This is a genomic window from Methanocella conradii HZ254, from assembly GCF_000251105.1.
Lineage (GTDB): Archaea > Halobacteriota > Methanocellia > Methanocellales > Methanocellaceae > Methanocella > Methanocella conradii.
In genome coordinates this window covers 2,106,126-2,132,038 of the sequence record NC_017034.1, presented here as the reverse complement: position 1 = coordinate 2,132,038, position 25,913 = coordinate 2,106,126, and the positions used below count along the sequence as shown (strand labels likewise).

The 25,913-nt window shown below is 53.9% G+C and carries 24 protein-coding genes and 2 tRNA genes; 13 read left to right on the top strand and 13 right to left on the bottom strand.

Features of this window, described 5'->3' with window-relative positions:
• Positions 1-81: 81 nt before the first annotated feature.
• The gene (gyrB, locus tag MTC_RS11180) at positions 82-1,989 is read left to right on the top strand and encodes a DNA topoisomerase (ATP-hydrolyzing) subunit B (protein ID WP_014406805.1); all 1,908 of its coding nucleotides are present in this window, start codon (positions 82-84) and stop codon (positions 1,987-1,989) included.
• Between the two features lie 4 nt (positions 1,990-1,993).
• On the top strand, positions 1,994-4,441 hold the full coding sequence (gene gyrA / locus MTC_RS11175; RefSeq protein WP_014406804.1) for a DNA gyrase subunit A: 2,448 nt from the start codon (positions 1,994-1,996) through the stop codon (positions 4,439-4,441).
• A gap of 2 nt (positions 4,442-4,443) precedes the next feature.
• Here the strand turns inward: gyrA and MTC_RS11170 are convergent, their stop codons facing one another.
• The 4 genes from MTC_RS11170 to MTC_RS11155 are packed head-to-tail and all read right to left on the bottom strand — an operon-like array spanning position 4,444 to position 7,974.
• The gene (locus MTC_RS11170) at positions 4,444-5,355 is read right to left on the bottom strand and encodes an NAD(P)/FAD-dependent oxidoreductase (RefSeq protein ID WP_014406803.1); all 912 of its coding nucleotides are present in this window, start codon (positions 5,353-5,355) and stop codon (positions 4,444-4,446) included.
• 29 nt (positions 5,356-5,384) lie between these two features.
• On the bottom strand, positions 5,385-5,624 hold the full coding sequence (locus MTC_RS11165; protein ID WP_014406802.1) for a glutaredoxin family protein: 240 nt from the start codon (positions 5,622-5,624) through the stop codon (positions 5,385-5,387).
• A 40-nt stretch (positions 5,625-5,664) separates the two neighbouring features.
• Positions 5,665-7,554 (bottom strand): aldehyde ferredoxin oxidoreductase family protein, encoded by a 1,890-nt coding sequence (locus tag MTC_RS11160; RefSeq protein WP_014406801.1) that lies wholly within the window; start codon positions 7,552-7,554, stop codon positions 5,665-5,667.
• 3 nt (positions 7,555-7,557) lie between these two features.
• Complete coding sequence (locus tag MTC_RS11155) at positions 7,558-7,974, bottom strand: 4Fe-4S dicluster domain-containing protein (protein ID WP_014406800.1); 417 nt, start codon at positions 7,972-7,974, stop codon at positions 7,558-7,560.
• A gap of 220 nt (positions 7,975-8,194) precedes the next feature.
• On the opposite strand from MTC_RS11155, the gene MTC_RS11150 reads away from it, so the two are divergent.
• Positions 8,195-9,757, top strand: a complete 1,563-nt coding sequence (locus MTC_RS11150; protein WP_014406799.1) for an APC family permease — start codon at positions 8,195-8,197, stop codon at positions 9,755-9,757.
• A 16-nt stretch (positions 9,758-9,773) separates the two neighbouring features.
• Complete coding sequence (locus MTC_RS11145; RefSeq protein ID WP_014406798.1) at positions 9,774-10,838, top strand: universal stress protein; 1,065 nt, start codon at positions 9,774-9,776, stop codon at positions 10,836-10,838.
• A gap of 15 nt (positions 10,839-10,853) precedes the next feature.
• Here MTC_RS11145 and MTC_RS11140 read toward each other — a convergent pair whose 3' ends face one another.
• Entirely contained in the window at positions 10,854-12,209 is a 1,356-nt protein-coding gene (locus MTC_RS11140; protein ID WP_014406797.1) for a hypothetical protein, read from the bottom strand.
• Positions 12,210-12,266: 57 nt separating this feature from the next.
• On the opposite strand from MTC_RS11140, the gene MTC_RS11135 reads away from it, so the two are divergent.
• Positions 12,267-14,039, top strand: a complete 1,773-nt coding sequence (locus MTC_RS11135; RefSeq protein WP_237705903.1) for an ATP-dependent DNA ligase — start codon at positions 12,267-12,269, stop codon at positions 14,037-14,039.
• A 182-nt stretch (positions 14,040-14,221) separates the two neighbouring features.
• On the opposite strand, the gene MTC_RS12920 is transcribed toward MTC_RS11135, so the two are convergent.
• The 4 genes from MTC_RS12920 to acsA form a co-directional block, all read right to left on the bottom strand.
• Positions 14,222-14,392, bottom strand: a complete 171-nt coding sequence (locus MTC_RS12920; protein WP_081476828.1) for a CxxC-x17-CxxC domain-containing protein — start codon at positions 14,390-14,392, stop codon at positions 14,222-14,224.
• Between the two features lie 219 nt (positions 14,393-14,611).
• Positions 14,612-14,684 (bottom strand) — tRNA-Glu (locus MTC_RS11130).
• A gap of 62 nt (positions 14,685-14,746) precedes the next feature.
• A complete protein-coding gene (locus MTC_RS11125) occupies positions 14,747-15,523 on the bottom strand; it encodes an SAM-dependent methyltransferase (protein ID WP_014406795.1) in 777 nt (258 codons plus the stop codon).
• A 118-nt stretch (positions 15,524-15,641) separates the two neighbouring features.
• Positions 15,642-17,381 (bottom strand): acetate--CoA ligase, encoded by a 1,740-nt coding sequence (gene acsA, locus MTC_RS11120; RefSeq protein WP_014406794.1) that lies wholly within the window; start codon positions 17,379-17,381, stop codon positions 15,642-15,644.
• Positions 17,382-17,720: 339 nt separating this feature from the next.
• On the opposite strand from acsA, the gene MTC_RS11115 reads away from it, so the two are divergent.
• The gene (locus MTC_RS11115) at positions 17,721-18,314 is read left to right on the top strand and encodes a nucleotidyltransferase (RefSeq protein ID WP_014406793.1); all 594 of its coding nucleotides are present in this window, start codon (positions 17,721-17,723) and stop codon (positions 18,312-18,314) included.
• Here the strand turns inward: MTC_RS11115 and MTC_RS11110 are convergent.
• Together MTC_RS11110 and MTC_RS11105 are read right to left on the bottom strand one after the other, a co-directional pair.
• Positions 18,241-19,023: a metallophosphoesterase family protein gene (locus MTC_RS11110; RefSeq protein WP_014406792.1), complete on the bottom strand. Its 783-nt coding sequence runs from the start codon at positions 19,021-19,023 to the stop codon at positions 18,241-18,243. The two genes, MTC_RS11115 and MTC_RS11110, sit on opposite strands and share 74 nt — an antisense overlap.
• Before the next feature lie 19 nt (positions 19,024-19,042).
• Positions 19,043-19,627, bottom strand: coding sequence for a hypothetical protein (locus tag MTC_RS11105; protein WP_014406791.1), 585 nt, complete (start codon positions 19,625-19,627; stop codon positions 19,043-19,045).
• Between the two features lie 98 nt (positions 19,628-19,725).
• Here MTC_RS11105 and MTC_RS11100 point away from each other — a divergent pair, with 98 nt between their 5' ends.
• Positions 19,726-20,670 carry a class I SAM-dependent methyltransferase gene (locus tag MTC_RS11100; RefSeq protein ID WP_048189669.1) on the top strand — a complete coding sequence of 315 codons (945 nt, stop codon included), beginning with the start codon at positions 19,726-19,728 and terminating at the stop codon, positions 20,668-20,670.
• Between the two features lie 386 nt (positions 20,671-21,056).
• Positions 21,057-21,425 carry a non-histone chromosomal MC1 family protein gene (locus MTC_RS11095; RefSeq protein WP_014406789.1) on the top strand — a complete coding sequence of 123 codons (369 nt, stop codon included), beginning with the start codon at positions 21,057-21,059 and terminating at the stop codon, positions 21,423-21,425.
• 48 nt (positions 21,426-21,473) lie between these two features.
• Here MTC_RS11095 and MTC_RS11090 read toward each other — a convergent pair whose 3' ends face one another.
• The gene (locus tag MTC_RS11090; protein ID WP_014406788.1) at positions 21,474-21,890 is read right to left on the bottom strand and encodes an NUDIX hydrolase; all 417 of its coding nucleotides are present in this window, start codon (positions 21,888-21,890) and stop codon (positions 21,474-21,476) included.
• Between the two features lie 93 nt (positions 21,891-21,983).
• Between MTC_RS11090 and MTC_RS11085 the strand changes: the two genes are divergently transcribed.
• The 5 genes from MTC_RS11085 (at position 21,984) to MTC_RS13760 (ending at position 25,523) form a co-directional block, all read left to right on the top strand.
• Positions 21,984-22,069: transfer RNA gene (locus MTC_RS11085), tRNA-Ser, on the top strand.
• Between the two features lie 81 nt (positions 22,070-22,150).
• Entirely contained in the window at positions 22,151-22,612 is a 462-nt protein-coding gene (locus MTC_RS11080; RefSeq protein ID WP_014406787.1) for a hypothetical protein, read from the top strand.
• A 45-nt stretch (positions 22,613-22,657) separates the two neighbouring features.
• Positions 22,658-24,232 (top strand): GTPBP1 family GTP-binding protein, encoded by a 1,575-nt coding sequence (locus tag MTC_RS11075; RefSeq protein WP_048189668.1) that lies wholly within the window; start codon positions 22,658-22,660, stop codon positions 24,230-24,232.
• 55 nt (positions 24,233-24,287) lie between these two features.
• Positions 24,288-25,277 (top strand): peptide-methionine (R)-S-oxide reductase MsrB, encoded by a 990-nt coding sequence (gene msrB / locus MTC_RS13675; protein ID WP_014406785.1) that lies wholly within the window; start codon positions 24,288-24,290, stop codon positions 25,275-25,277.
• Positions 25,278-25,391: 114 nt separating this feature from the next.
• Entirely contained in the window at positions 25,392-25,523 is a 132-nt protein-coding gene (locus MTC_RS13760) for a hypothetical protein (protein WP_272941608.1), read from the top strand.
• Between the two features lie 23 nt (positions 25,524-25,546).
• Here the strand turns inward: MTC_RS13760 and MTC_RS11060 are convergent, their stop codons facing one another.
• Positions 25,547-25,873: a cupredoxin domain-containing protein gene (locus tag MTC_RS11060; RefSeq protein ID WP_014406783.1), complete on the bottom strand. Its 327-nt coding sequence runs from the start codon at positions 25,871-25,873 to the stop codon at positions 25,547-25,549.
• Positions 25,874-25,913 lie beyond the last annotated feature (40 nt).

Below are 25,913 nucleotides of genomic sequence, written 5' to 3'. Positions count from 1 at the left end.
AAAAATTAAGGTAAAGGGGTAAAATTTCATCCATTGCAGCAAAAATTTTTAACGACCTAAAAAGGAGAGGTAGAGCATATAATGTCTAGCGAGATGCCGCCACAGGCGTACGATGCCTCGAGCATACAGGTGCTGGAGGGCCTCGAAGCGGTGAGAAAGAGGCCCAGCATGTACATAGGCTCAACGGACGAGAGGGGCCTGCATCATCTTGTATACGAGGTGGTAGATAACAGCATCGACGAGGCGCTTGCCGGGTACTGCAAGAACATCGAGGTCTCGATCAATAACGATGGAAGCGTGACGGTCAACGACGATGGGAGAGGCATCCCCGTCGAGATGCACGAAAAATACCACAGGCCAGCCCTCGAGATAGTCATGACCATGCTTCACGCCGGCGGCAAGTTTGACAACAGGACGTACAAGGTGTCAGGCGGGCTACACGGCGTGGGCGTGTCGGTGGTGAACGCCCTCTCCGAATGGATGAAGGTCGAAGTAAGGAGAAACGGCAGGCTTTACGTGCAGGACTACGTGAGGGGCAAGCCTACGGACGAAGTCCATGAGATAGGCACGGCAATCGGCACCGGCACGAGGGTGACGTTCAAGCCGGACCCCACGATATTCGAGACAACCGAGTTCAAGTATGATATACTGGCAAACCGGCTCAGGGAGCTGGCCTTTCTCAACAAGGGCATTAAGATTACTTTTACGGATGCCAGGTCGGGCGTGTCGGAAGTCTTCCACTACGAGGGCGGAATCGTACAGTTCGTCCATTACCTGAACGAGGGCAAGACGCCACTCCATGATAAGGTCATCTACTTTGAAAAGCAGAAGGATACTACTAATGTAGAGATAGCCATGCAGTACAACGATGGCTATAACGAGATAGTATTGGCTTTCGCCAATAATATTAATACGACTGAGGGCGGCACCCACCTCAGCGGCTTCAGGTCAGCCCTGACGCGCAGCTTTAACGACTACGCTAAGAAAAATAACCTGCTGAAGGGCGACATGGTGCTCTCTGGCGACGATGTCAGGGAGGGGCTCACAGCCATTATCAGCGTCAAGCTTACGAACCCCCAGTTTGAGGGGCAGACCAAGACCAAGCTGGGCAATAGCGAGGTGCAGGGCATCGTAAATTCGCTCGTCGGAGAGGGACTGGACGATTACCTGGAGGAGAACCCGGCGGACGCGCGCAAGATAATCGAAAAGGCCATCCAGGCGTTCCACGCGAGGGAGGCGGCGCGTAAGGCACGGGAGCTGACGAGGCGCAAGTCTGCGCTGGAGAGCTCCACGCTCCCTGGCAAGCTGGCGGACTGCTCGGAAAAGGACCCGGAGAAATGCGAGCTATACCTGGTCGAGGGGGACTCTGCGGGCGGCTCGGCAAAGCAGGGGCGAAACCGGATGTACCAGGCCATCTTGCCTCTCCGCGGCAAGATACTGAACGTCGAGAAGGCCAGGCTGAGCAAGGCGCTCCAGAGCGAGGAGATAAAGGCGCTCATCACGGCGCTGGGGACCAGCGTTGGGGACGAGTTCGACATCTCGAAGGCCCGGTATCATAAGATCATACTAATGACGGATGCGGATGTGGACGGTGCGCACATCAGGACGCTTCTCCTCACCTTCTTCTATCGCTACATGAAGCCGCTGGTCGAGGCGGGCTACGTTTACATAGCCCAGCCGCCCCTGTTCAAGATTAAAAAGGGAAAGGAGGAAAGGTACGTCTATAGCGAAAAGGAGCTTAACGCGGCGCTAGATGAGATGGGCAGGTCAAACTATACCATACAGCGCTATAAGGGCCTTGGTGAGATGAACCCAGAGCAGCTCTGGAGCACTACCATGGACCCGGAGACAAGGACGGTGCTGAAGGTCACGCTCGAGGACGCCGCGGAGGCGGACCACATATTCTCGGTGCTGATGGGCGACAAGGTGGAGCCCAGGAAGGCCTTCATAGAGAAGAACGCCAAGCTCGTGAGAAACCTGGACGTATGATAATATGGATGAGCAGAAGTCGTTACAAAAGGTCATCCCCGTAAAGATCGAGGAAGAGATGAAGAGGTCCTACATAGATTACGCCATGAGCGTAATCGTGGGCAGGGCGCTCCCCGACGTGAGGGACGGGCTGAAGCCCGTGCACCGCAGGGTATTGTATGGCATGTATGAGCTTGGGAACACCCATGATAAGCCCTACAAGAAGTCCGCAAGGGTTGTGGGCGACGTCATGGGTAAGTATCACCCCCACGGGGATATGGCGATCTATGATACCATCGTCAGGATGGTCCAGGACTTCTCTTTGCGATATCCTTTGATAGACGGCCAGGGCAACTTCGGCAGCATTGATGGAGACGGCGCAGCCGCAATGCGTTATACCGAGATCCGCCTGGCGAGGATAGCCGACGAGATGCTGGCCGACCTGGACAAGGAGACGGTCGACTTCATACCCAACTTTGACGAGTCGCTGAAGGAGCCCGTGGTATTGCCGGCGAAGCTGCCGAACCTGCTCATCAACGGCTCCTCCGGGATAGCCGTGGGCATGGCGACCAACATTCCCCCGCACAACCTTGCCGAAGTGATAGATGGTACCGTGGCCGTCATCGACAACCCGGAAATATCCCCCCTTGAGCTGTTAAATTACGTGAAGGGCCCGGACTTCCCGACCGGAGCCATAATCTATGGAAGGGAGGGCATAAAGGAGGCTTACCTGACCGGCAGGGGAGCCATAAAGATAAGGGCTGTCGCTGAGATCACGCAGGAGGGCGGCAAGGACGTCATAATTGTAACCGAGTTGCCCTACCAGGTGAATAAGGCGAAGCTCATAGAGGACATAGCGAACCTGGTTAGGGACAAGAAGATAGAGGGCATATCCGATCTCAGGGACGAGTCCGACCGGGATGGCATGCGCATAGTCATCGAGCTCAAGAAGTCGGCGAATGGCCGTGTCATCTTGAACCAGCTTTACAGGCACACCCAGATGGAGGTGTCCTTCGGCGTAAACAACCTTGCTTTGGTCGATAACCAGCCCATGACGCTGAGCCTGAAGCAGGCCATAGAGCATTACATAAGGCACAGGCAGGACGTGGTCACCAGGCGAAGCCAGTTCGAGCTTAAGAAGGCGCAGGCCAGGGAGCACATCCTGGCAGGCCTGCTGGTAGCACTTGATAATATTGACGACTTCGTTGACATACTGAGAAAGTCGGCGAGCGCGGACGATGCAAAGGCCATATTCATGTCTAAGTATGGCCTGTCCGACGAGCAGTCGAAGGCCATACTGGACATGCGGCTCAGAGGCCTGACCGCCCTGGAGCGCAAGAAGGTCGAGGATGAGCGGGCGGAGCAGCTAAAGCTTATCGATTATCTAAAAGAGGTGCTGGCCAGCCCCCAGAAGGTGCTCGACATCATCAAGAAGGAGCTGCTGGAGCTAAAGGAAAAGTATGGGGACGAGCGCAGGACAAGGATAGTCGAGTCTGAGGGCGAAATCCTGGACGAGGACTTAATACCAAGGGAGACCGTCGTGGTCACCATCTCCAATACCGGGTATATTAAGCGCCAGCCACTGGACACGTATCGCACCCAGCGCAGGGGCGGCATGGGGGTCATGGGGATGGAGACCAAGGACGAGGACTTCGTAGTGGACGTTTTCGCCGCTTCGACCCATGACAACCTGCTGTTCTTCACGAACAAGGGAAGGGTGTACTCGCTAAAGGTCTACGAGATACCGGTGGCGAGCCGCCAGTCCAGGGGCAAGGCAATAGTTAACCTGCTCACGCTGTTGCCGAGCGAGTCCATCACCGCCATGATACCCATAAAGGAGTTCGATGATGGGCATTACCTTATGATGTGTACCAGGGAGGGCATCGTCAAGAAGACCCCCCTGTCGGCGTTCAAGAATATCCGCTCTACCGGGATTATGGCAATCAAGCTCGATGAGGGCGACGAGCTCATATCGGTGAAAATGACCAATGGTGGCCAAGAAGTGCTCATAGCGACGAGGGACGGCAAGGCGAACCGCTTCCACGAGTCCGAGGTCAGGAGCATGGGCAGGCAGGCGGCCGGAGTAATAGGAATACGCCTGGCCGAGAAGGATAGAGTCGTGGGGATGGAAGTGTTGAGCGAGGGCGCCTCAATCCTCACAGTGTGCGAGAATGGGTTTGGCAAGCGGACCCCTGTCTCTGAATACACGCCCCATCACAGGGGAGGCCAGGGCATGATAAACATCAAGACCACCTTGCGTAATGGTGGAGTAGTTGCTGTCGCATCGGTCACCGAGGATGACCAGATTCTACTGGTCACGAGGGACGGCATCATGATGCGCATCAAGGTCAAGGACGTCTCGGAGATAGGCCGCAATACCCAGGGCGTAAAGATTATCACGCTGAAGTCCGAGGACGACGCGGTCGTGGCGGTGGCCAAGCTGGCCTCTGAAAAGAAGGAAGAGGAGATATAGGGCTATTTTTGGATGCTCAGGTAGGCGTAGGCTGACATGGCGGCTTTGGCGCCCTCGCCAGCCGCCACCACGATCTGCTTCTGTGGAACGCTTGTCACGTCTCCGGCCGCAAACACGCCCGGAACGCTGGTGCGGCAGTAGCCATCAACCGCTATCTCGCCCCTATCGTTAAGCTGTACAAGGCCTCTTGCGAAATTGACGTTTGGCGACAGCCCTATCTCGACGAAAACGCCCCCCACATTCAACGTTTTTCGCTCACCATCCTTTGATATTATATCCAGGTGCTCAACGAAGTCGTTGCCATGTATGCGCTCAACGGTATAGCCTGTTAAGACCGTTACTTTGTCGCTCGCCATGATGCGGTCTACCATGACCTTATCGGCCTTAAGCGTGCTCCTCACGACAAGGTAGACCTTTGAAACCATGTTTATGATATCGAGCACTGCCTCAGCCGCAGAGTTTCCCCCTCCAACTACGGCGACGTCCATGCCCGCGAACAGCGGGCCATCGCATGTGGCACAATAGCTCACGCCCCTATTCTTATACTCCTTCTCTCCCGGCACGCCAAGCTCCCTCCAATGAGACCCTGAGGCTATGATTACAGCCCTGGCGTCATAGGCATTGCCCCCCGCAGTAGTAACCCTAAAATTATCCCCAATCTTTTCCAGCTTCGAGACCCGCCCCAGCTTGATGTCCACGCTTAGACCTTCGAGCTGTTTTTTCATGGCGGAAACGAGCTGCGGGCCGGTGACGCCTCCAAGGCCAGGGTAATTCTCAACTCTGCCAGTGCTCGATACCTGCCCGCCCACCGAGTCCGTTATTACAAGCAGTGATAGGCCCTTACGCTTCGCATATATGGCGGCAGTCATGCCCGCCGGGCCAGCTCCAATAACTATCAAGTCAAGTAGGCTCATCAAAAAAAAAATCTTGCCTTTAGTATAGATTAATCTTCCGCGCTAAGAAGCTTGTTAAGCTTTGGGGCGTTGAAGCCGACCATCACCCTGTCGCCGATGATTATCACCGGCGTCACCCTGATGCCATAGCGCCTCACCATCTCTTCCATCGCCTTCTTATCCTCCTGGACGTTGATGTCCTCATAGGGAACGCCCTTTCTATCAAGGTATGCTTTGACGTTATTACAATCAGGGCAGGTAGGTTGCGAATATATCTTGACCTTCTTCATAACTATCACATTTATATTATACATTTGTTTAATATAAATTCTACGTGGCGGGGAGAGATTTCTCAAGGTCGTTTGCGGCGTATTCCAGCCCCAGGGCAGCCAGCTTTTCCCTGGTCGGCCATCCTGTCTCCTTGTCCCAGCCCCTTGCCTCATAGTACTCGTCGAGCATCTTTTCAAGGTGCACGACGCTGCCCTTGGTCGGGCCATCGGGCACGGGCTCTGACGTGAGGCGGTATGGCAGGCGGTCATCCCTGCGGGAGAACCCTTCGCGTGCATTAAAGGCCCTCTGTAGGTTCCAGATGCGCTCCCCCGCCTCAAGCAGCCTATCCTTATCGTATTCCATTCCAGTAAGCGCTGACAGGTGACGCGCATATTGCCCCGGCTCCACGGTGAAAGCTATAATCGTAAACATGCATACCACAAGCGAGTTTACGGCAACCGAATAGTTCTGGCACTGCACGACCCATCTCGCCTTGTCCGCCTCGCCAAGGGCATCAAAGCTTTCAGGCATGCCCAGCTCCTTTGAGCGAAAGCCCATGCATTCTGCTGCCGCCGCGAAGGGCCTCAGGTTATCCCCGCCCCTGTTATCGGTGGCGTAGCCGAGCGCCATGCCCTTGCTCCCCCGCGCCTCGATGCCCGGCAGGTCCAGGTTTTTCACGCTCTGGGCGTACCTTTCCGAGCCTCTCCCAACCCTCTTAGCGGCTTCTTCAATCCCGTCAGCCAGCACGGCCCCAAACTCCGACCTGGTGGCTATCTTGTGCACCATGGAGGTCATGGCCTCGTGGTCTCCCCACTTTAGCCTGACTCCACGAGTTTCATCATCGCCTATTATCCCCCTCTCATACAATTCCATGGCCCACGCTATGGTGGCGCCCGCCGACACGGTATCGAGGCCGTACATGTCACATAGCAGGTTGGCATGGGCGGCGGCCTCCAGGCTATCATTGCCACACTGGGAGCCGAATGCCACGGTGGAGTCATAGTCAGGCCCCTTGCCGCGGGTGCCATGGTAAGGACCATACGGTATATCTATGACCCTTGTGCAGTGTATCGTACAGCAGAAGCATCCCCTCGTCTTTTTTAGCATGGCGCTTGCCATGGCCTGGCCTGATATCCGGTCGGCGCCCTCAAAATTACCCGTTTGATGATTTCTCGTGGGCAACGCGCCCTTCTCGTTCATAAGCCCAATGATGCCGGTGACGCCGTATGATGGGAAAAGGCTGCCCGTCACTACATGGCCATAGCACGTATCCAGCAGCTCGTTCATCGACTTAAAATATCGCCCCGGGCTCGCGGCCCTGATGTCCTGCGTGCCCCTGACTGCGATGGCCTTCAGCTTCTTGGACCCCATGACAGCTCCTGGGCCTCCCCGGCTCGCGGAGCGCTGCTGGTCGTTCATCACCGTCGCATACTTTACGAGATTCTCGCCAGCCGGGCCTATGTACGTGATGCTGAGCTTATCGTCGTTCAATTCCTTCTTTATCAGCGTGTCCGTCCGAAGCGTATCCTTGCCCCATAGGCCGCTGGCATCATAAAAATGGACGTCCCCATCGTCGATGAACACGTATACAGGGCTCTTGCTCTTCCCCTCTACGATGATCCCGTCGTAGCCAGCAAACTTGAGCTCTGCGCCCCAGGAGCCGCCTGCGTGGGCGGTGGTCTGGCATCCTGTCAAGGGCGATTTCGTGGCCACGCAGTGCCTGCCGGACGTTGGGGCCAGGGTGCCCGTGAGCGGCCCGGTCATGAATATCAGCCGGTTCTCCGGGCCCAGGGGGTCTGCGTGTGGGGGCACCTCGTCATAGAGGTATTTTATGCAAAGCCCTTCTCCGCCTATGAACCGCTCCAGGTCCTCCTCGCGTGGCCGCTCAACCCTATATGACGGCCCGTCCAGGTCAAGCCTCAGGACCTTACCCGCATAACCGCCTCTCATAGGTCACCCCAGTACCCAGCCTAAAGCCTTTGTCGGGCAATAGCGCACGCACATGGGCTGGCCAAGGCAAAAGTCGCACTTCCTGGGCATACGCTTATCCGCATAAAACTGTAATACTTTAGTGGGGCACGCCTCTATGCACTCCCCGCAGCCCGTACACTTGCTCTCATCCAGCCTGTAGATGCCCTGCTCGCTCGTCGTTAAAATCGTGAAGTCCTGGTAAATGGCGTCCATCGGGCATGCGTCAGCGCACCTTCCGCATTGTATGCATATCCTTAGCTGGTGTGTGTCAGGATACTCCAGGTCTACGATTACCCTGCCCTTATGGGGGTTGAAGACGACGTGGTGCGCCCATGCGCAAATCGCCTCGCACCTATGGCATGCTATACAGGCATCCTCATTTTTCGTAAGCCTTGGCATATGCTCCTCTTTTTAAATTCACCGGCTCAGGGTTATAAGGCTGATTGAAATTTAGGGCGATATACGGGTTTTAGTTTTATTAACGTTTTTATATATTTAAGTTGACTTATAATAGGTGTCCTGAACGAGCAGCGATGAGCCAGAAACAGAGGCCAGGTCTACGCCCATACCCTGGCCTACTCCTGAGATAGAGGAGGTAACGCTAAAGAGAGACCTGGGCGTGCTGGGGTCTTTCTCGATAGGGTTCGCTGATGTGGGGGCCGATATTTACGTAGCCCTCGGGCTTGTGCTTTTCTTCGCAGCGGGCGTGGCGCCGCTGGCGCTCGCAGTGGCCGCCCTCGGGTACATGTTCACCGCGCTAAGCTATGCAGAGCTCGCATCGGCAATACCAAAGGCTGGCGGCGCCTCCATATTCGCAAGGGAGGCGTTTGACGACTTTTGGGCTTTCATCGCAGGCTGGGGCCTTCTGCTCGATTATACCATAGATATAGCCCTATTCGGGTGGATAACCATGGGGTACCTGGGAAGCTTTTTGATGGGGCTGGGGCAGATAGGGGTGCCATATGTGGGGAGCCTGGCGAGCCTTAACAGCCTTAACACCATATCGGCTGGAGGGACAGCAGATTATACTGTCCAGGCCGCCGCCACGATAATCCTCAGCGTCGCCCTCATGGCGCTAAACTACATAGGGATAAGGGAGTCCGCCAGCTTCAACATATTCCTCTCGGTTTTAAGCATCATAAGCGAGGCCATCCTGCTTCTCATCGGATTTGCCTTAGTATGGAGCCTTCCCACTTTTGCGGGAAACATATCTCAGCTTGGCACCGGCGTCTCCTGGGCGAACTTCGGGTGGGGCATAACGGTGGCCATGGTCTCATTCATCGGGCTGGAGTCTATATCGCAGGCGGCCGAAGAGACCAAACGGCCTGACAAGACCATCCCTAAGTCCACTTTTGCCTTGATCGTGGCCGTCATACTCGCCGGAATGCTTTTAACCGTGCTCGCAGTAGGCCTTCCGACCATCTCGCCAGGCGTAATTGGCAAGACGTATCAGAACGACCCTGTCGCAGGGGTGGCGAGGGGCATCGTGCTGGGGCTGACTCCATCGAACCCGTTGGTCATCATATTACCACTATACGTGGGATTCCTCGGGTTCACCATGCTGCTCATGTCAACGAACACGGGCGTCATCGGCGCCTCCAGGGTGACGTACTCGATGGCCCGCTATAGGATAATGCCAGTATGGTTTAGCCACATCCACCCAAAGTTTCGGGTCCCCACACGGACCATCGTGGTGTTTACCCTTGCCTCGGTCGGCTTCATCCTTTTCGTATGGCTCATGGGCACCTACCGGCTAACCCGTGAAGACCCGACTGTGATACTGGGCGACCTTTACAATTACGGCGCCCTGGTCTCGTTCATGCTCGTGAACCTTGCCCTGATAAAGCTCAGGAACAGGAGGCCGGAGCTGTACAGGCCGTTCAAGTCCCCCTTCGCCATCGGCCTAAAGCTGAGGGGCAAGCCCACGGTCGTCCCCATACTTCCCCTTCTAGGGTTCTTCGTATGCCTTTTCGTCTGGATACTGGTGCTTAGCCTACACGAGATAGGCAAGATCGTGGGGACGCTGTGGTTCATCGTGGGCATAGCCTTTTACCTTTGGTACAGGAAACGCCAGGGACTGGACTGGAAGGAGTCGGTGCCGGGCACGCAGGTGACTTACCCCGAAGTAGCCCATGAGCTTCACCCGGAGATATCGGAAGAAATAAGGAGGAGAAATACTTGAAACGATTGGAGGCTCCATGCCAGAGGCAAGCTTAGTAAGGAAAAAGGGCCTGGTAAGGCAGGGAAGAGTTGCGCTATCCATCATGGCCGCCGATGCGCTGCTAGCTACAGCCCTATTGCTATTAGGCCTCTACATGCTATGGCTCACATTTATCAATCGCTCTTTCATGCTTATCCTCCCCGCCGTGCTTTTCATATCTATAGGCGTCCTGAAGATGGCAAAAACGTGGCCGGTTTTGCTCGCTACAGGAAATGCGGGCGAACCTGGAGTTCTCCATAAGAGCGTGCTCGTGCCCGTGTCCAGGCCCGAGACGACTAAAAGCCTGGTCGAGATCGCCTGCAACCTGCTTGAAAAAGGGGGTACTTTGAGGCTGATAAACGTCATCGAGGTGCCGCAGCAGCTTCCTTACGAGTATGCGGAGACGAGGAAGGAGAAGGCCAGGGAGCTTCTCATGGAGGCCTCAAAGCATTGTGAGAGCCGTGGCGTGAGGCCGAAGCTCGAGATAGTCGCCGCCCGTGACACTCCCCGGGCGATACTTGACCTGGCCGACCGCTACAAGGCCGACCTGATCGTGATGGGGTCGAGCCAGCGAACCGTCCCCGAGAAGGTCCTCTTTGGTAACGTCGTGGATAGGGTCTTGAGGGAGGCGCCCTGTGAGGTCGTCATCTTTAGCTACGCTAAGGCCTTGCCGCCCATCAGGTATGATAAGATCCTGGTGCCCACGTCTGGCTATAAGCACGCCCAGCGGGCGCTGAATATCGCCCTCCATTTTCAGCGGATGTCAGGTGGCCTTGTCACGTCTCTTTTCGTCGGCTCCGATGCCGATGCCGAGAAGGGTAACATCATCCTTAAAAAGGCTAAATTGCATGCGGAGCGGCTGGGCTCGTCCGTCGAGACCTTGTTTAAGACGGGTGGAGTGGTCGATAATATCGTCGATGTTGCCAGGTCTGGGGGCTATTCTCTCATAATAATCGGCGCTACCGAGCGCCCCTCCTACTATACTTTTTTGTTGGGTAGCACGGCGGACGAAATCGTCACCAGGGCGCCATGCAACGTGCTCGTGGTCCGCACCCATAAGTAGCCATGGCGATTTAGGCTAAACTTCGTAGCGGGATTTTAGGTCATATATGGCGCTCTTAACCGCTTCCAGTGCTTTGGCGGCCTCACAGGCCCCGATGGTTTTGTTACTATTGCTCATGATATCGCCATAGCAGGCCAATGCATCATCAAGTTCCCTGCCTGCGTCGCCGAGGCAATGCTCAAGCGAGTCCTGGTCGCCGGCCCGGCCTATAAGCTTCTTAAAAAAGCGCAGCCGTTCGTACAGGCAAGGGCCTTCGAGCGACAGGTAATCCTTACGCTCGGCCTCAGGCAACGCCTTTTTCAGCAAAAGATCCAGGAACGCCTCAAAGCCGGCGACGGCATCCACGACACAAAGAGAGTAGTTGCCCTCAGACATGGAGCGCTTAGCGTTCAACAGGAGCAGCTTATAAAGAGAGTGGCGGGTGGAAAGCATCATGTTGACCAGCATGGCGTCCTCCCCTGTCAACGTAACGTTCACGGCCGGCCCGCGCTTCCCGCCCGTGTATATCTCGAAATAGTCGCCGAACGCGTTCCTGATGGCCGCGGAAACCACCTCAAAGCCCTGCAGGCCCACGCAAAAGCCAATATCCTCCCTGACCATCGCAACCGCCTCCATGAATCTCTTAACATGCCTTAAGGCATCCTTCAGCAGCGCTGGCTCCTCAGCGCCGGAAAGCATCTCTTCGACGCTATCGTATGGCGCGTCAAACTCGGCCTCGCCAATGGATGCGCTGCCATCAGCATGGCTGATGCCAAGCAGCTTCACGCTCGCCCCCTCATCCTCATAAGAAAATTCGGGCACGTCAACCGCAACGCCATAAAGGATGAATTTTACCCTTACTAAAGCGGGCAAGCCATGTTTCTTGAGGTGCGCCAGCGCGCCCGACGGGCTGCCCCGGGCCAGCGCCTCCTCCTCCCGCCTCAGCCTCTCCCGCTCCCTGGCCTCAACGAAACGGTCATAAACGGCCTTCTCCCTGGCCACGATATCCATAAACTCCCCGCCCAGACTATCCCCTATAGCCTTCATCTCCAGGAAATACCTCTCAAATTCTTCCTCAGACAGCGCCCCACCCAGGCCGACCAGGTTATACAGAGTATTAAAAAGGGGCTCGCCATCAACGCCATTAGCCTTCTTTAGCCCATAGGAGCGCTCAAAATAAGCCTTCGCATCCACGGGCAAGCCCTCCTTTACCAGAATAATCCCGATATTATTCAGGGCTTCAGCCGTCTCCTTAAAAGAGCCAGCCCTCTCAAAGAGCGTGAGGGCCACCTCGAACTCTTTCCTGGCCGCCCCATACTTATTCAACGAAAGCATATAATTCCCGTTCTGGAAGCGCCTCCGGGCTATTGTGAGAGACTTCGAGACATCCATATAAAATCAATACGTCTATATGGCAGGGGATATATAAGCATTCCATGTGAAGCGGCCATGAAAATTATATGGCATCAGATGCAGAATAATAGCAATGGTATCATGCTATTCAAAGAGTTGGTCGAGGTCTTCGAGAAGCTCAAGAAGACGCAGAGCAGGCTGGAGAAGACGGCTATTATCGCGGATTTCATAAAAAACGTGCCGCCTGATGAGATGCCCGTCGTCGTCACATTTCTTATAGGAAGGGTGTTCCCTCTATGGGACGAGCGAAAGATAGGGATAGCTGGACAGACGATAATAAAGGTCATATCATCCATAACGTATAACTCGGAGAGCAAAGTGATAGAGAGCTATAAGCGGACCGGCCATCTGGGCATTACTGCCGAGGAGATGTTCCAGAGGCGCAGGCAGGCCATGTTCTTCGAAGCGGATGAGCTCACGGTAATGGACGTTAACCGTACTTTTGCCGAGATTGCGAGGCAGGCCGGAGCGGGCTCGGCGGCTAAAAAACAAAAGCTGCTCATCGGGCTGCTGCATAGGGCAACGCCGAAGGAGGCCGAATACATCGTAAGCCTGGCCATAGAGTACGTCCTCTCGGGCGCCAAGGAAGGCGTCATGGAGGAGGCGATAGCGAAGGCGTTTGGCGTGGACGTCGAGCTGGTCAGGAGGGCCAACATGCTCACGAGCGACCTGGGGGAGACCGCAAGGGTGGCGATGCTTGAGGGCGAGCGGGGGCTAAAGGGCATAAGCATAAGGCCCATGCGCCCGGTGAGGCCGATGCTGGCGCAGAACGTGGCCAGCATCCAGGAAGCCCTCGAAGTCCTGGGCGGCAGGGCGGACTTCGAGACCAAGTACGATGGGGCGCGCCTTCAGGTACATAAGCTCGGCGACCAGGTGCGGCTTTATAGCAGGCGCCTTGAGAACCTTACGGAAGCCCTCCCAGAAATAGTGAGGTACGTGAAGCAGAGCGTTAAGGCCGATTCCGTGATCCTCGACTGCGAGTGCATAGCCACCGACCCTAAGACCGGCCGTCCGGTGCCCTTCCAGAACATCCTCACGAGGCTTCGGCGCATCTACAAGGTCGAGGAGACTGAGAAGCTGTTCCCGTTGTTCTTAAGGCCGTTCGACATCTTGTACGTGAACGGGGAGAGCATGATAGACTTGCCTTTCATAGAAAGGCGGCGCATCCTCGAGCAGAACATCATGCCCGTAGACGAGAAGTGCAAGCCCGCTACCGCTTTGATTACGGACAAAGTGGAAGAGGCTCAGGAGCTTTTCGACGAGTCCATAAAGCGTGGCAACGAGGGCCTCATGGCAAAGGACCTCCAGGCGACGTATACTCCGGGCGTCCGGGGCAGGAAGATGGTCAAGATAAAAGAGGTGCTTGATACGCTGGACCTGGCCATCGTCTCTGCGGAGTGGGGCCACGGGCGAAAGGCGGGCTGGCTGACCTCGTTCGAGGTCGCAGCCTATGATGAGGAAAATGACCGCTACCTCGTGCTTGGCAAGGTGGCCAGCGGCTTCTCTGATGAGCAGCTTCAGGAGATGACCGAGCGCCTTAAGCCCCTGATCCACGCGGAGCGTGGGCGTGTCGTGGACGTGAAGCCCGACGTCATCGTAGAGGTTAAGTTCCAGGAAATCCAAAAAAGCCCCATATATTCCAGCGGCTATGCGTTGCGTTTCCCCAGGCTGGTTCGCGTTCGTGACGACATGAGCCCTGAGGAGGTTAATACGATAGGCCGTGTCCTTAATATCTATGATATTTCCCATGGTAAGCCCGCTCGACATGTGGGCCCCCAGCCTGACGGTTGTGGCGATAATCCTGCGTGAAAATCTGGCCGGTTTAGCGCAACTTAAACAAATAGCTCATAATAACAATTGAACATGCCATGAATTAATAATTAAAAATAATAATTAAAAATAGTTCATACGAAGAGTCGCCCCTTCGTATTATTTTAAATTGTTGATGCTATTTTAGTTTACTTGCCCGAATTCACTTTAGCGAAAAGAGTTTAGAACCTGGGCTTCCTGTGCTTTGGAAGGCAGTCCTGGCAATATACCGGCCTACCCTCGGTGGGCTGGAAGGGTACTTCACATTCTTTACCGCAATCAGAACAAGTTGCCTTGTGCATCTCTCTTGGGCCTCCGAAGCTTCTTCGGCCCCTAAATCCACTGTCTCTCATTTATATTACTCGTGCAGAATAAGTCCTGCATATCTCTAAACAAGATTATAGTATAAATAAGTATGCTTTTTAATGTTGTATTGGGTTTTTGCTATGGTTGCTTTTTAGAAAGCAATGGTCGGCCAGATGTTTTAGCATGAGAAAGCAATGATCGTGCAGATGGTTCTTCTATTAATAGAAGACGTGGTACAAAACCATCCATTATCAGAAAATACGCCATGCTCCGGTCGGGATTTGAACCCGAGTCGCGGGCTCGAAAGGCCCGCATGATTGGCCGCTACACTACCGGAGCGTTTAAAAAGGGCGAAGCTAAAATGCACATACATCTACTTATAATTTTCCTCAGCCTATTAATCACCTTACAAAGCTAAACGCCAGGGGTATGCGCAAATTCTTAGGAGCGGGCTTCACCTGCTTCTTCCTGGCCAGCCTGGCGATTGCGTAAAAGTAGCCGACGCTAAAAATCCCGCCATAGTTATAGTAAACGTCAATCTCCCTCGCCATGGAGTCCTTAAACTCCTTCGTATACTTATTCCGGTGGCTCAACACCTTCCGCCGCATCTGCATATAATACCGGTCCCAGGCAGACTGGGGGAGCATAGCTGCGAAGACGACCTCAAAGCCATTGCTCTCGAGCAGCTTACGGTACTGTATTTCAGTCAAATACCTATAAACTCCCTCCTCGTAGGCATCTCTAACCGGCTGGGGGACGTCATCCCGCGTATAGATTAGATCCATCAGGGCCAGATAGCGTCCCTCCTTGAGCAGGTCGGCGCACCTCGCCACGCCCTCCTCTCTACCGATATAAGTTAAAGCGCCCCCCTCAGCTAAAACCAGATCATATTTACCCTCACCGAAGTCCATATCCCTGCCATCCTTTACGAAGAAATCAACGTGCTCTGCCAGATCACGGCTTTCCGCCTTCTTGCGGGAGTACTCGACCATCACGGGGTCTATGTCGAACGCCTCGACGTGGCACTTAAACTTCTCGGCAAGAGCGCACGCCGCCTCGCCTCTGCCGCAGGCTATCTCCAGGACTCGAGAGTTTTTCTTTAGCCCGGCAATCAGGCCGGATGCTATTGTATAAGAGCGCCCCCCTGGGGCGAGGTAGTCAAAGTCATCGGTTATCATTTCAAAAAGAGTATGACGTGGCCTTCATAAAACGTTATTGGTGGGGCCGATGAGGACGGCATGCCCCATCAGCCCGGCAAATCTCCGGTGCTTGCTATGCTCTCTATGAGTCACCTCCCTACTCGTCGTCTAGCGTGGCCAGGTCGCCCAACGGCTGGCCCAGCTCCATGGCCTTTAGCACACGACGCATGATCTTACCGCTCCTGGTCTTTGGCAGGTTGGGCTTAAACTCTATCTCCCGTGGGAATGCATGGGCGGCTAGCTTTGTCTTAACGAAGTCTGATATCTCTCTCTTAAGCTCATCCGTGCCCTCGTAGCCCGGCTTCAGCGATATGAAGGCCTTGATGATGTTACCATACAGTGGATCGGGCTTGCCGATGACGCCCGCCTCGGCCACCGCAGGGTGCTCGAGCAGGGCGCTCTCCACCTCGAATGGCCCGACGCGCTCCCCCGAGGTCTTTATGACGTCGTCGATGCGGCCGGTGAACCAGAAGTAGCCATCGGAGTCAACGAAGCCGCTATCTCCTGTCATATACCAGCCTGGTATCCTGAAGTATTCGCTATATTTCTCCGGGTTATTCCATATGCCCCTCATCATGGAAGGCCAGCCTGGCTTTATCACGATGTTGCCGGGCACGCCTGGAGGCAGTACCCTTCCCTTATCGTCCACGACCGCGGCCTCTATGCCCGGGAATGGCTTGCCCATGGAGCCAACCTTGAGCGGCAGGCTGTAGAAGTTAGCGATAACGTTACAGCCCGTCTCCGTCATCCAGTAGTTCTCGTGGATGGGCAGCCCGTAGACGCGCATGGCCCAGCGGATGACCTCTGGGTTTAGCGGCTCGCCGACGCTCGTGATGTACCTCAGGCTGTCCAGGTGGTATTTCTTTACGACCTCGTCGCCCGCCTTCATGAGCATGCGCAGCGCCGTCGGGGCCGTATACCACACGGTCACCTTGTACTTATCGATGACCCAGTACCACGCCTCGGGCGAGAACCTGCCTGCGTATACCACCTGGGAGGCGCCATTCAGCCACGGGCCGAAAATGCCGTAAGATGTGCCCGTGACCCATCCCGGGTCAGCCGTACACCAGAACACGTCATCATCCCTCAGGTCTTGAACCCACCTGGTGGTTATGTAGTGCCCTATCATGGCGTTATGGACGTGCACGACTCCCTTGGACTTGCCAGTAGTGCCAGACGTGTAGTGCATTATCACCGGGTCTTCGAGGTCGCACCACTCGGGCTCGAATTGCTCGGAGGCGTATATCATCTCTGCGTCGTAGCTCAGGTCTCCCGGCTCCAGGTCGTAGTTCCGGGGTATGTTGCACAGCAATATGTTCTTAACCGATGGTATCTCCTTCCTTATGGGGTCGATGCCTAGGCGCTTCATCTCGGGCGTCGTGATGACCATGCATGCCTCCGCGTCGTTTATGCGGTCTCGGACCGCATCCGCCCTGAAGCCCCCGAAAAGCGGCGCGAATATGGCGCCCACTTTTGCTATCGCGATGGCGCTGGCGTAAAGCTCGGGTATCCTGGGCAGGTATACGAAGACGCGGTCCCCCTTCTTTACCCCGGCATTTTTCAGCACGTTTGCCAGCTTGTCCGTCCTTATCTTTAGCTCCTGGAACGTGTACTTGCGGTCGCTTCCATCAGCCCCTTCCCAGTATAGGGCTACTTTGTTTTTGCGCCAGGACTTCGCATGGCGGTCTATTGCCTCGTGCGCGATGTTCACCTTGCCGGTTTTGTACCAGTCGAACTCCTTTTTTACGTCGTCGAAGCAAAAGCCGTTGCGGCAGACCTCGTCGTAGCAGACGTTGCAGTCGCCGATCATTTCTACGATTTCCACTCCGTTTTCCATTCTTGCCCGCCAGTTTTTACCTTGCTTAACGGTTGTAGCATCCTTCAATTGGTTTAGCGCTGTATCGATGGCTGACCCTCCTGAGCCAGTTTACGATTATTAATTATCAATCATTACAAATAAAGGTTGCGATTGTTAATGATTGATTATTATTAAGTTTCGAAGCGCTGAATAAAAGATTTTTTAATTTTGTTCTTGACGTGGTTGTAAATAAAAAAACCATCTACCTGACCATCGTTTTCTATCGCCAGCTATCTGCCCGACTTATATTAATTACAGCATGTCGTCCCGTACTTTAAAGCCAAAAGCGTAAAAGCCACGCTCAGCATATCGGCAAACATGAGAAGAGACATAGCGGTCTATAAGGAAGCGTTGGACACCCTGCAGAAGGCGGGCGTGCCGTACGTAATAGGGGGAGGGATAGCCGTGGCCGCATATGGCAGGATAAGAGCCACAAAAGACCTTGATCTCTACGTGAAGCCGGAGGATTCAGCTCGCGCCCTCGAAACCCTGGGTAAAGCGGGCTTCGAGGTCAACCCCATGATCGGCGTAAAGTGGCTATCTAAAGCATATAAGCAGGGGATACCGATAGACTTCATCCTTGAGAACGTCGGCGGCGTCATAGTGACGGATGAGACGTTTAAGCATGGCCGATACATGAACGTGGCGGGGTGCAGGATGTTCATCATGTCGCCCGAGGACCTGGTATTCAGGAAGGTGCTCGCCATGCGCTGCCTGCGAGACGACTGGTATGACGCCATAGCCGTCCTCTCTAATACGTACCAGGCCTTCGACTGGGACTACTTTCTGGGCCTCGCGAAAAATTTCACGGAGCGCGTCCTATCATTCCTACTGTTCGTCAGGACGGACTGGGACCACGTGATCCCTGTGCCGCAGAGGGTTGTTTCAAGGCTTGTGGAGCGGATGGGATGAAGGAGGCCATATCATAGACGACATGGCGGCCGCCATGTATTGGCAGCGACACGTTCCTGACAGGCACGCCCGCAGCCGTGTAGCCTTTTTCTTTGCCATGGTGCGAGTGGCCATGCAGCACGAGGTTAGGCTTGAACGTGTCGACCGGGTCCGATAGTATAGAGGAGCCGAGGAAAGGTATGATCTCGCAATGCTCACCCATGCACGTCTCCCTAATGGGGGCGTAATGGTAAACGACGACCTTGAAGCTAGCCCTCATATTTTTTAACGCCCGGTTGACCTTATTTGCCTCCTTGTAGGTCTCGTTGATGAACATCTTCAGTATACGCTCTCCAAACGGCGCTATCCTCGCAGGCGTGAATCCCCCACAAAACCCTTTAGTGCCGCAGAAGCCTACCGAATGCCCCTCCATGATGAACGCGCCGCGCTCGAGCACCTTCACCCCCGCCTCTTCGAGGATGTCCATTATCTCTTCCTGGTTGTTGGCCTCATGGTCATGATTCCCCAGCACGCTGACCATGGGTATCTTAACGCTTTCCATGGCCTCCGCAAGTTCCCTCGCCTCTTCAAGCAGGCCTTTCGTAGTCAGGTCGCCGCACAATACTAGGACGTCGGCCTCGTCACTAACGGCCTTAAACATGGGGGCAAATGTCTTTATGGACCCTACTCCAAAATGGAGGTCACCCATCGCCGCTATCCGTATAATCATCTCTCCGCATGACTGCTGACTATGGTCTCCTTTCCGCGACCCACTTATACTTATTCTTGCCGATGCGCACCACGAAGCCCTCCTCGACAAGATGGTCGAGCACGCCGCGGCAGGCGTTATACCAGTAGTTTATGTTATTCGTTATGCTCGAGCGGGTCTTCGGGAATAGCTCTTTAAGCACGACATCCCTGTCGATGTATTCCCGGCCCTGCATGAATTGCACGAGCTCCTCATAGACCGCCTCGGCGTTCTTTGCCGACACGTTCTTTACGTGTATAAGCTCTCCGAAGACGTCCTTCGGCCTCGTCGACAGGATGGAGATGTGCTCCTCCTTTCCGAGCTTTCCCGCGGCCAGGCTTCGAACCTGGCGAAGCTCGTGCACATCTTCCTCGAGCCTCTTGAGCCTGCGCCTCAGGGCGGCCAACTCTTCGCATAGGTTGCAGGACGGCCTGGCTTTGCGCTCCATCGCATCTCTCAGCGTCATGTTAATGAAGGTCGAGACCTTCAGGTCGCCCTTTTCCCTTAAGACCCAGTCGAGCACTTCGCTCGACAGGGAGATGCTGACCTTTGTGACCTTTCGCCGCTGTCCTTGAGCTTTGGCCATGCCAATCTTAATGTTTATTTTACAATATATAAAAATATGGCAGCTTGCGGCCGGGCCGGGGGGCAATGTATAAAATGGTTGGCGCAAATCTATCGCGTATGCTCCTGCAAAAGATGCTGGGCTTTAGGGAAGACGCATACCTTATCGAGAGTAGCTTCGAGGGGCTTGAGGTGGACCTGAAGACCCTGGATTACCTGGATAAGCTGGGCATGCTGCCGGATAAGTCGATCGATTCCGCTGTCCGTATTTTTGATAAAGAGGGGAGCTCTATAGGGGTAGCCTTCAAGAATAAGTATGAGGGGGGCGATTTTTGGTTTGTCATACCATACCCGTCGGCGAGGGCTGCCAGGCAGCAGACGGAGCGCCTGGTGAATCACGTTTTGGATGGTGGCATCGTTGCCTCTGTAAAAAAGAAAAGGGTTGCCTCTTTAGAGTTTAAAAGAGCGATTAGAGAATATTTAGCGTTGAGCCTGGCCGAAGGGGCGCTGTGCGAGTGCGATAAGGAGAAGGAGCCCAGGTCGTTTGCCTATAATGAAGGGAGGAATAAGCGCCTCAGGTCGCTGCTTGAAAGGCTGGCAGGGGAACACGGGCTAAAGCTTGGAGAGATGGAGGCGCTGGAGATTTGCTGCGGTAACGGCATGTCCACCACAGCGATCAAGCCGCTTTTCAAGGGCGTCCTATCCATCGATAATGATAAGTGCGAGGTGTGCAACGGCGTTTACCATGGCACGCTGGAGCCGGCGGACGTGATGGTCATCGACGCCATGCGGCTTACCGATTACGTCCATGAGAAGTACGACGCGGTCCTGGGTTTCATGCTCGGCACCATATACGAGTTCAACAAGGGCATTTGGCGCATGGTCTTCGAAGAGTCGGTAAAAGCCCTGAAGGATGATGGTTTTTTGCTCCTGACGGTAAACACCAGGGAAGAGATGGGCTTCGTGGCTGGCGTTTTCAAGTCAATGGGCATTAAGGGCGAGGTCATCGATAACCAGAGCAAAGACGATATTTACGATGGATGGGCCTTTTTCGCAATCAAATGAGAAGATGAGTGGCATCCTCCCACCATTTTCAAGGGGATTCTCCACCCCCCGACCCCATCGTCCTAAAATAAGATATTTTTATATAAAGTGGCGTGTGCATATATAAACATTTCGATTTTTTGAGGGCGATTCTAGATTTTGACGCCTTCATCTGCCTCAGCGCTTCATGGCTTCGCCATTTTAGTCTCCCTGCTGATTAGATAATTTTTACCGATCAGAGCAATTAATTTAAGCGTCAATTGGTTATAAGGCTAAAAAATAATGTAAAATAGCAAAAATTCTAAGCTAATCCTGATAAAAAAATCGGTAAAGACCAAAAGGTTTATAAGGCAATAAATCATTCATTTAACAAAATTATACTTGTAGAAATATGGAGTGATTAAAATATGGTAGCTAAAGAAGGCAGGGAAAAGAGAAACTTTGGATTGATTAACGAGAAAGGCGAAGAGATCGGCACCTACACCGGCGCACAGCCCAGGGATGCAGCGCTTAAAGTGGCAAATCGCGGCATAACCAACATCGTGCTAAGGGAGAAGGGCACCAAGAAGCTACACTATTTCATCGGAAAGAGGGAGCTCGTGCCCGTGCCGAAGAACGCCCCTGCCTGGATCCAGAACGCGGCAAAAGCCAATAAGGGCAAGATATATAAGGCGAACGTCGAGAAGGTCGGCACCGCCCAGCTTAAGTACGTGAAGCTCGACAGGAATGACAAGTCGCTGTTCAAGGTGCCCAAGAAGGAAGGCAAGAAGAAGTAATTTTATTTATAGCGGGCCTGAGGGGCATACTTTACCGCAACACTTTTTTTATTTTATGGCGGCTTTTGCTACTTTTAATATGAGCTCGGGTGTTTGCCCATTTTTGGCCATTGTCTCTATCTCTGCGAGCGTGAACCAGCCCGTGTCGGTGACGCCCTCTCCGGCTGACGGGTTGCCTATGAGGCCGTTGCCCAGGAAATATATTAGGACGACCTGCTTTTCGAGCTCCGTATGAGGATCATAGGACGTATAGGCGCCTATCTGCCTTTTTATATTGATGTCGCAGCCCGTCTCTTCTTTGAACTCGCGCCTGGCGCACTGTTCCAGCGTCTCTCCTAGCTCGAGCTTGCCGCCAGGGAATATCCATTGGCCTTTCCAGTAGCCGCCCATCTGCCTTACCAGCAGGAACCTGCCTTTCTCGTCTCGCGTGACTGTCCCGCATCCCACGATGAATCGAGTCGCCATAATACCCTTTGTCTTATGGTTTTAGGTAATAAAGATTTCAGTAAGACAAGGTTTATATTGATGGAGAGCGAGTTTAATCTGCCTTTTAGAGATGCTGAGGTAGCCAAGCGGACCACGGCGCCAGCCTTGAGAGCTGGTCTCCCGAAAGGGGGACGGGAGTTCGAATCTCTCCCTCAGCGCTATTATAAATGGAGGGCCATATGCTACAGAAAAACAATTGGCTAATGCTCCTACCATTAGTATTATCGTGTTTTTTTGCAATGGAAACGCTGCCCTGCGCCGCACAGCAGCAGGCTAACTTAAGCTTTATAGGCAATACGACGGTGACGCTATACTATTATGATAAGGTTAATGAGACGAAGGGCGGCATGGTGCCAATGCCCGACAATCCCCAGTATGTCAACTTTGACCCGGCTCTAGCCGCTCCTGGAATGTACACTTTCTCGCACGTGCCCGCAGGGCAATGGTACTACCTGGAGGCGGACCATTATGGCAATAAATGGTATACTATCTTTTACATGGGAGAGGGGCTGGGCACGAAGACTGCTAACGTCCATATACCGCCTTTTTCGCCGGTGGACGCCACATCGCCGACCCCATCGCCATCATCGTCACCCATGGCAAGCCCGATGGCCACGCCAACCCCAATACCATCGCCAGGACTAACCATCCTGGCAGCAATAATAGGTATTGCGATATTAGCATCCCATATCAAGCAGTAAAAATACACAAAGATTATAACACCCTAAAAGTTAATGATACGCACGATGAACAAGCTCGAGCTCGAGTCCCTGGTATCGGCGGGAGAGACCTCAAACATCGAGTTCAAGGAATTCCTGAACGAGGAGACCCATCTTAATTCAAGGCGCATGGAGAACCTCTCCTGCCAGATGAGGCACCGCATCCTCGCGGGCAATGGCAAGGCCCTTTATGTTATAGGCGTCACTGACGCGGGGAGCATGAAGGGGCTATCCAGGGAAGAGTTTGACGAGACAGTGCTAGTCTTAAAGAACATAGCGATGAAGATAGACGCAGACGTCACGGCGGTCGAGGAGTACAGGGTGGATGGAGGGCTCGTAGGGCTTGTATCTATTGAGAATAACGTGAAGTCGGGTGAGCATCTTTTAATCGGGACCGCGGGCCATGTGGATCATGGCAAGAGCACGCTCGTGGGCGCGCTCGTGACGGGGACGAAAGATGACGGAGCGGGAAAGACGAGGATATACCTTGACGTTTTGCCACACGAGATAGCAAGGGGGCTGTCGGCCGACCTTTCCTATGCCGTATATGGCATCAAGGGAAAGGATATCATTCACCTTAAGAATCCCCTGAACAAGCGAGAGAGCGCCAGCGTCGTGGCGGAATCCGATAAGATCATATCCTTTGTGGACACGGTCGGCCATGAGCCCTGGCTGCGAACCACCATAAGGGGCATTGTCGGGCAGAAGCTCGACTACGGGCTGCTCGTGGTGGCCGCGAATGACGGCGTCACTCACATTACCCGCGAGCACCTGGGGATTCTGCTGGCGATGGACCTGCCGGTTATAATCGCGATGACCAAGATCGACCTGGCCACGCCAAAACAAATAAAAAACACTGAGGCGAGCATCCACACAACCCTGAGGCTAGTCGGCAAGGTCCCTTACCGTGTGAAGTCGATTGAGGACGTGGAAACCATAGTCAGTAAAGTGCCTGAAGGCGTAGTCGTGCCGATCATCCATACTTCATCGGTGACCAGGGAGGGCTATGATATCCTCGAGCGCCTCATGTTCAGGCTGCCTAAGAGGAATTTGCAGAGCAAGGAGCCCTTCGAGATGTACATAGACCGCATCTACCAGGTGGAAAGCGTGGGAGTGGTCGTGAGTGGCACCATAAAGCAGGGTATCGTCATGCAAAACGACCCCTTATATTTAGGGCCGATGGCTGATGGCTCATTCAAAAAGGTAAGGGTGCAGTCCATCGAGATGCATCATTACCGCGTGAACAAGGCCATAGCCGGCGACATCGTGGGCATAGCCATTAAAGGCATGAAGGCTTCGGATATTTCCCGCGGCATGATACTGTCTAAGCGGGAGCCCGTGGCGGTGCAGGAGTTCGATGCAGAGATCGCCATTTTGAATCATCCTACCCGCATTGGCGTCGGCTATGAGCCGGTCATTCACATGGAGACCATCTGTGAGGCGGTCAAGATCGTGGGACTGGAAAAGCGCTATATGATGGCGGGCGAGCGCGGGAAAGCGCGGATACGTTTTAAGTTCAGGCCCTACGCGGTGGTGCCTGGCCAGAAGTTCATTTTCAGGGAAGGTAAGAGTAAGGGCATCGGCCGCGTCATAGGCGTGTGAGGATGGGCGTCTTCAACAGCGGCATCGTTTATATATTAAATGCAATTACTTTAAAATGATGAAAGATGAGAAGGCGATATTCGCTGGCGGCTGTTTCTGGTGCATTGAGGCGGCATTTAAAAATGTGCCGGGAGTCATAAGAGTGATTTCCGGCTATACGGGTGGACAGAAGGAAAACCCGACGTATGAGGAGGTGTCGACGGGCAAGACCGGGCACTACGAGGCCGTCGAGGTCACGTATGACCCTTCAATCGTCTCATATGGAGAGCTTCTTGACGTTTTTTGGCGGCAGATAGACCCTACCGATGCCGAAGGACAGTTCTCGGACAGGGGGTCCCAGTACAGGACCGCCATATTTTATCTTAACGAAGAGCAGAGGCGGATGGCGGAAGAATCCAGGGAAAGGCTGAAGGAATGTGGCGTTGGGCCGATAGCGACGCAGGTCTTGAAAGCCAGGAAATTTTACCCGGCCGAAGAGTACCATCAAGGCTATTCAGAGAAGGAGGCGAGCCGGTATGAAAGCTATAAATATGCTTCGGGCAGGGCCCCGTTCATAGAGCGATTCTGGAAGAACAAGCCTAGCATATGTCCGATAAGGGCCAAGATGGCCCGATTTTCTAAGCCTTCCAGGGATGACCTCAAGAAAAAGCTCATGCCCATGCAGTATGAGGTCACCCAGGAAAACGCCACCGAGCCGCCCTTCCAAAACGAGTTCTGGGGTGAGCACAGGGAAGGGATATACGTGGACATCGTATCGGGCGAGCCTCTTTTCAGCTCGAAGGATAAGTTTGACTCGGGATGCGGGTGGCCCAGCTTCACCAGGCCTCTTGAGGAGGGGAATATTGTGGAAAAAGTTGATAAGAGCCACGGCATGTTGAGGACGGAAGCGAGGAGTAAGCATGCGGACTCACACCTCGGCCACGTATTCGACGACGGCCCCGGGCCGACCGGCAAGCATTATTGCATAAACTCGGCCGCCCTCCGATTCGTCCCAAAGGAAGACCTGGAGAAAGAGGGATACGGAGAGTACAAAAAGCTTTTCTGATGGAGCATTTAGCCTATGTACGATATTACCACTCTTCGAGATATAGCTATAACAAACATAGTTTTTCAACCGTTATTCGCATGGTTAGGGCTGCTAACGCTTTTATCGTTAATAATGACGGCTTTATATGGCTATTTGCTGGCTAAGGGCAAGGCCAGGTCAATACAAACTCATAAGCGGCTCGCCGCCTTGACCCTGGCCATAGGGATAATACATGCGATACTGGCACTATCGACGCTAATCTAAGGTAAATTATCCTGTGCCTCGAATCATTTTACTATTACTTTGCCCTTCATGGAAGGATGCAGGCCGCAAGCATAGTCGAAAGTACCTGGAGTATCAAATGCCTTGGAGTACGTTTGTCCTTTACCGAGGGGCTTAGATTCTTCATCGCCGAACTTTACCGTGTGCGTTGTCGTGTCCTGATTGGCCCATGTTACCGTGCTGCCCCTGGTAATCGTAACCGTTCCGGGCTCAAAGGCGAAATTTTTTATCGTCACCTGTGCCGGAGTCTGGCCCTGCGAGGCCTCCAGGATAGCGTAAAGCATTAAAACCGCTATTAGCACGGATAATCCCGCTATTTTTGACATCCTCATATTAACTCAAATGGCCTGAAGGATGAAAAAGATGATAATA

Bases quoted from the DNA above. Each gene is read 5' to 3' on its own strand.
- MTC_RS11125 (WP_014406795.1), bottom strand. From the start codon at position 15,523: ATGATAACCGATGACTTTGACTACCTCGCCCCAGGGGGGCGCTCTTAT.
- MTC_RS11165 (WP_014406802.1), bottom strand. From the start codon at position 5,624: ATGAAGAAGGTCAAGATATATTCGCAACCTACCTGCCCTGATTGTAAT.
- MTC_RS12920 (WP_081476828.1), bottom strand. From the start codon at position 14,392: ATGAGAGACAGTGGATTTAGGGGCCGAAGAAGCTTCGGAGGCCCAAGA.
- MTC_RS11095 (WP_014406789.1), top strand. From the start codon at position 21,057: ATGGTAGCTAAAGAAGGCAGGGAAAAGAGAAACTTTGGATTGATTAAC.
- MTC_RS11160 (WP_014406801.1), bottom strand. From the start codon at position 7,554: ATGAGAGGCGGTTATGCGGGTAAGGTCCTGAGGCTTGACCTGGACGGG.
- MTC_RS11090 (WP_014406788.1), bottom strand. From the start codon at position 21,890: ATGGCGACTCGATTCATCGTGGGATGCGGGACAGTCACGCGAGACGAG.
- MTC_RS11140 (WP_014406797.1), bottom strand. From the start codon at position 12,209: ATGGATGTCTCGAAGTCTCTCACAATAGCCCGGAGGCGCTTCCAGAAC.
- MTC_RS11155 (WP_014406800.1), bottom strand. From the start codon at position 7,974: ATGCCAAGGCTTACGAAAAATGAGGATGCCTGTATAGCATGCCATAGG.
- MTC_RS11105 (WP_014406791.1), bottom strand. From the start codon at position 19,627: ATGGCCAAAGCTCAAGGACAGCGGCGAAAGGTCACAAAGGTCAGCATC.
- MTC_RS11110 (WP_014406792.1), bottom strand. From the start codon at position 19,023: ATGATTATACGGATAGCGGCGATGGGTGACCTCCATTTTGGAGTAGGG.
- gyrA (WP_014406804.1), top strand. From the start codon at position 1,994: ATGGATGAGCAGAAGTCGTTACAAAAGGTCATCCCCGTAAAGATCGAG.
- MTC_RS11170 (WP_014406803.1), bottom strand. From the start codon at position 5,355: ATGAGCCTACTTGACTTGATAGTTATTGGAGCTGGCCCGGCGGGCATG.
- MTC_RS13760 (WP_272941608.1), top strand. From the start codon at position 25,392: ATGACGGCTTTATATGGCTATTTGCTGGCTAAGGGCAAGGCCAGGTCA.
- MTC_RS11080 (WP_014406787.1), top strand. From the start codon at position 22,151: ATGGAAACGCTGCCCTGCGCCGCACAGCAGCAGGCTAACTTAAGCTTT.
- MTC_RS11115 (WP_014406793.1), top strand. From the start codon at position 17,721: ATGAGAAGAGACATAGCGGTCTATAAGGAAGCGTTGGACACCCTGCAG.
- MTC_RS11060 (WP_014406783.1), bottom strand. From the start codon at position 25,873: ATGAGGATGTCAAAAATAGCGGGATTATCCGTGCTAATAGCGGTTTTA.
- acsA (WP_014406794.1), bottom strand. From the start codon at position 17,381: ATGGAAAACGGAGTGGAAATCGTAGAAATGATCGGCGACTGCAACGTC.
- MTC_RS11075 (WP_048189668.1), top strand. From the start codon at position 22,658: ATGAACAAGCTCGAGCTCGAGTCCCTGGTATCGGCGGGAGAGACCTCA.
- MTC_RS11135 (WP_237705903.1), top strand. From the start codon at position 12,267: ATGAAAATTATATGGCATCAGATGCAGAATAATAGCAATGGTATCATG.
- MTC_RS11145 (WP_014406798.1), top strand. From the start codon at position 9,774: ATGCCAGAGGCAAGCTTAGTAAGGAAAAAGGGCCTGGTAAGGCAGGGA.
- MTC_RS11100 (WP_048189669.1), top strand. From the start codon at position 19,726: ATGCTCCTGCAAAAGATGCTGGGCTTTAGGGAAGACGCATACCTTATC.
- msrB (WP_014406785.1), top strand. From the start codon at position 24,288: ATGATGAAAGATGAGAAGGCGATATTCGCTGGCGGCTGTTTCTGGTGC.
- gyrB (WP_014406805.1), top strand. From the start codon at position 82: ATGTCTAGCGAGATGCCGCCACAGGCGTACGATGCCTCGAGCATACAG.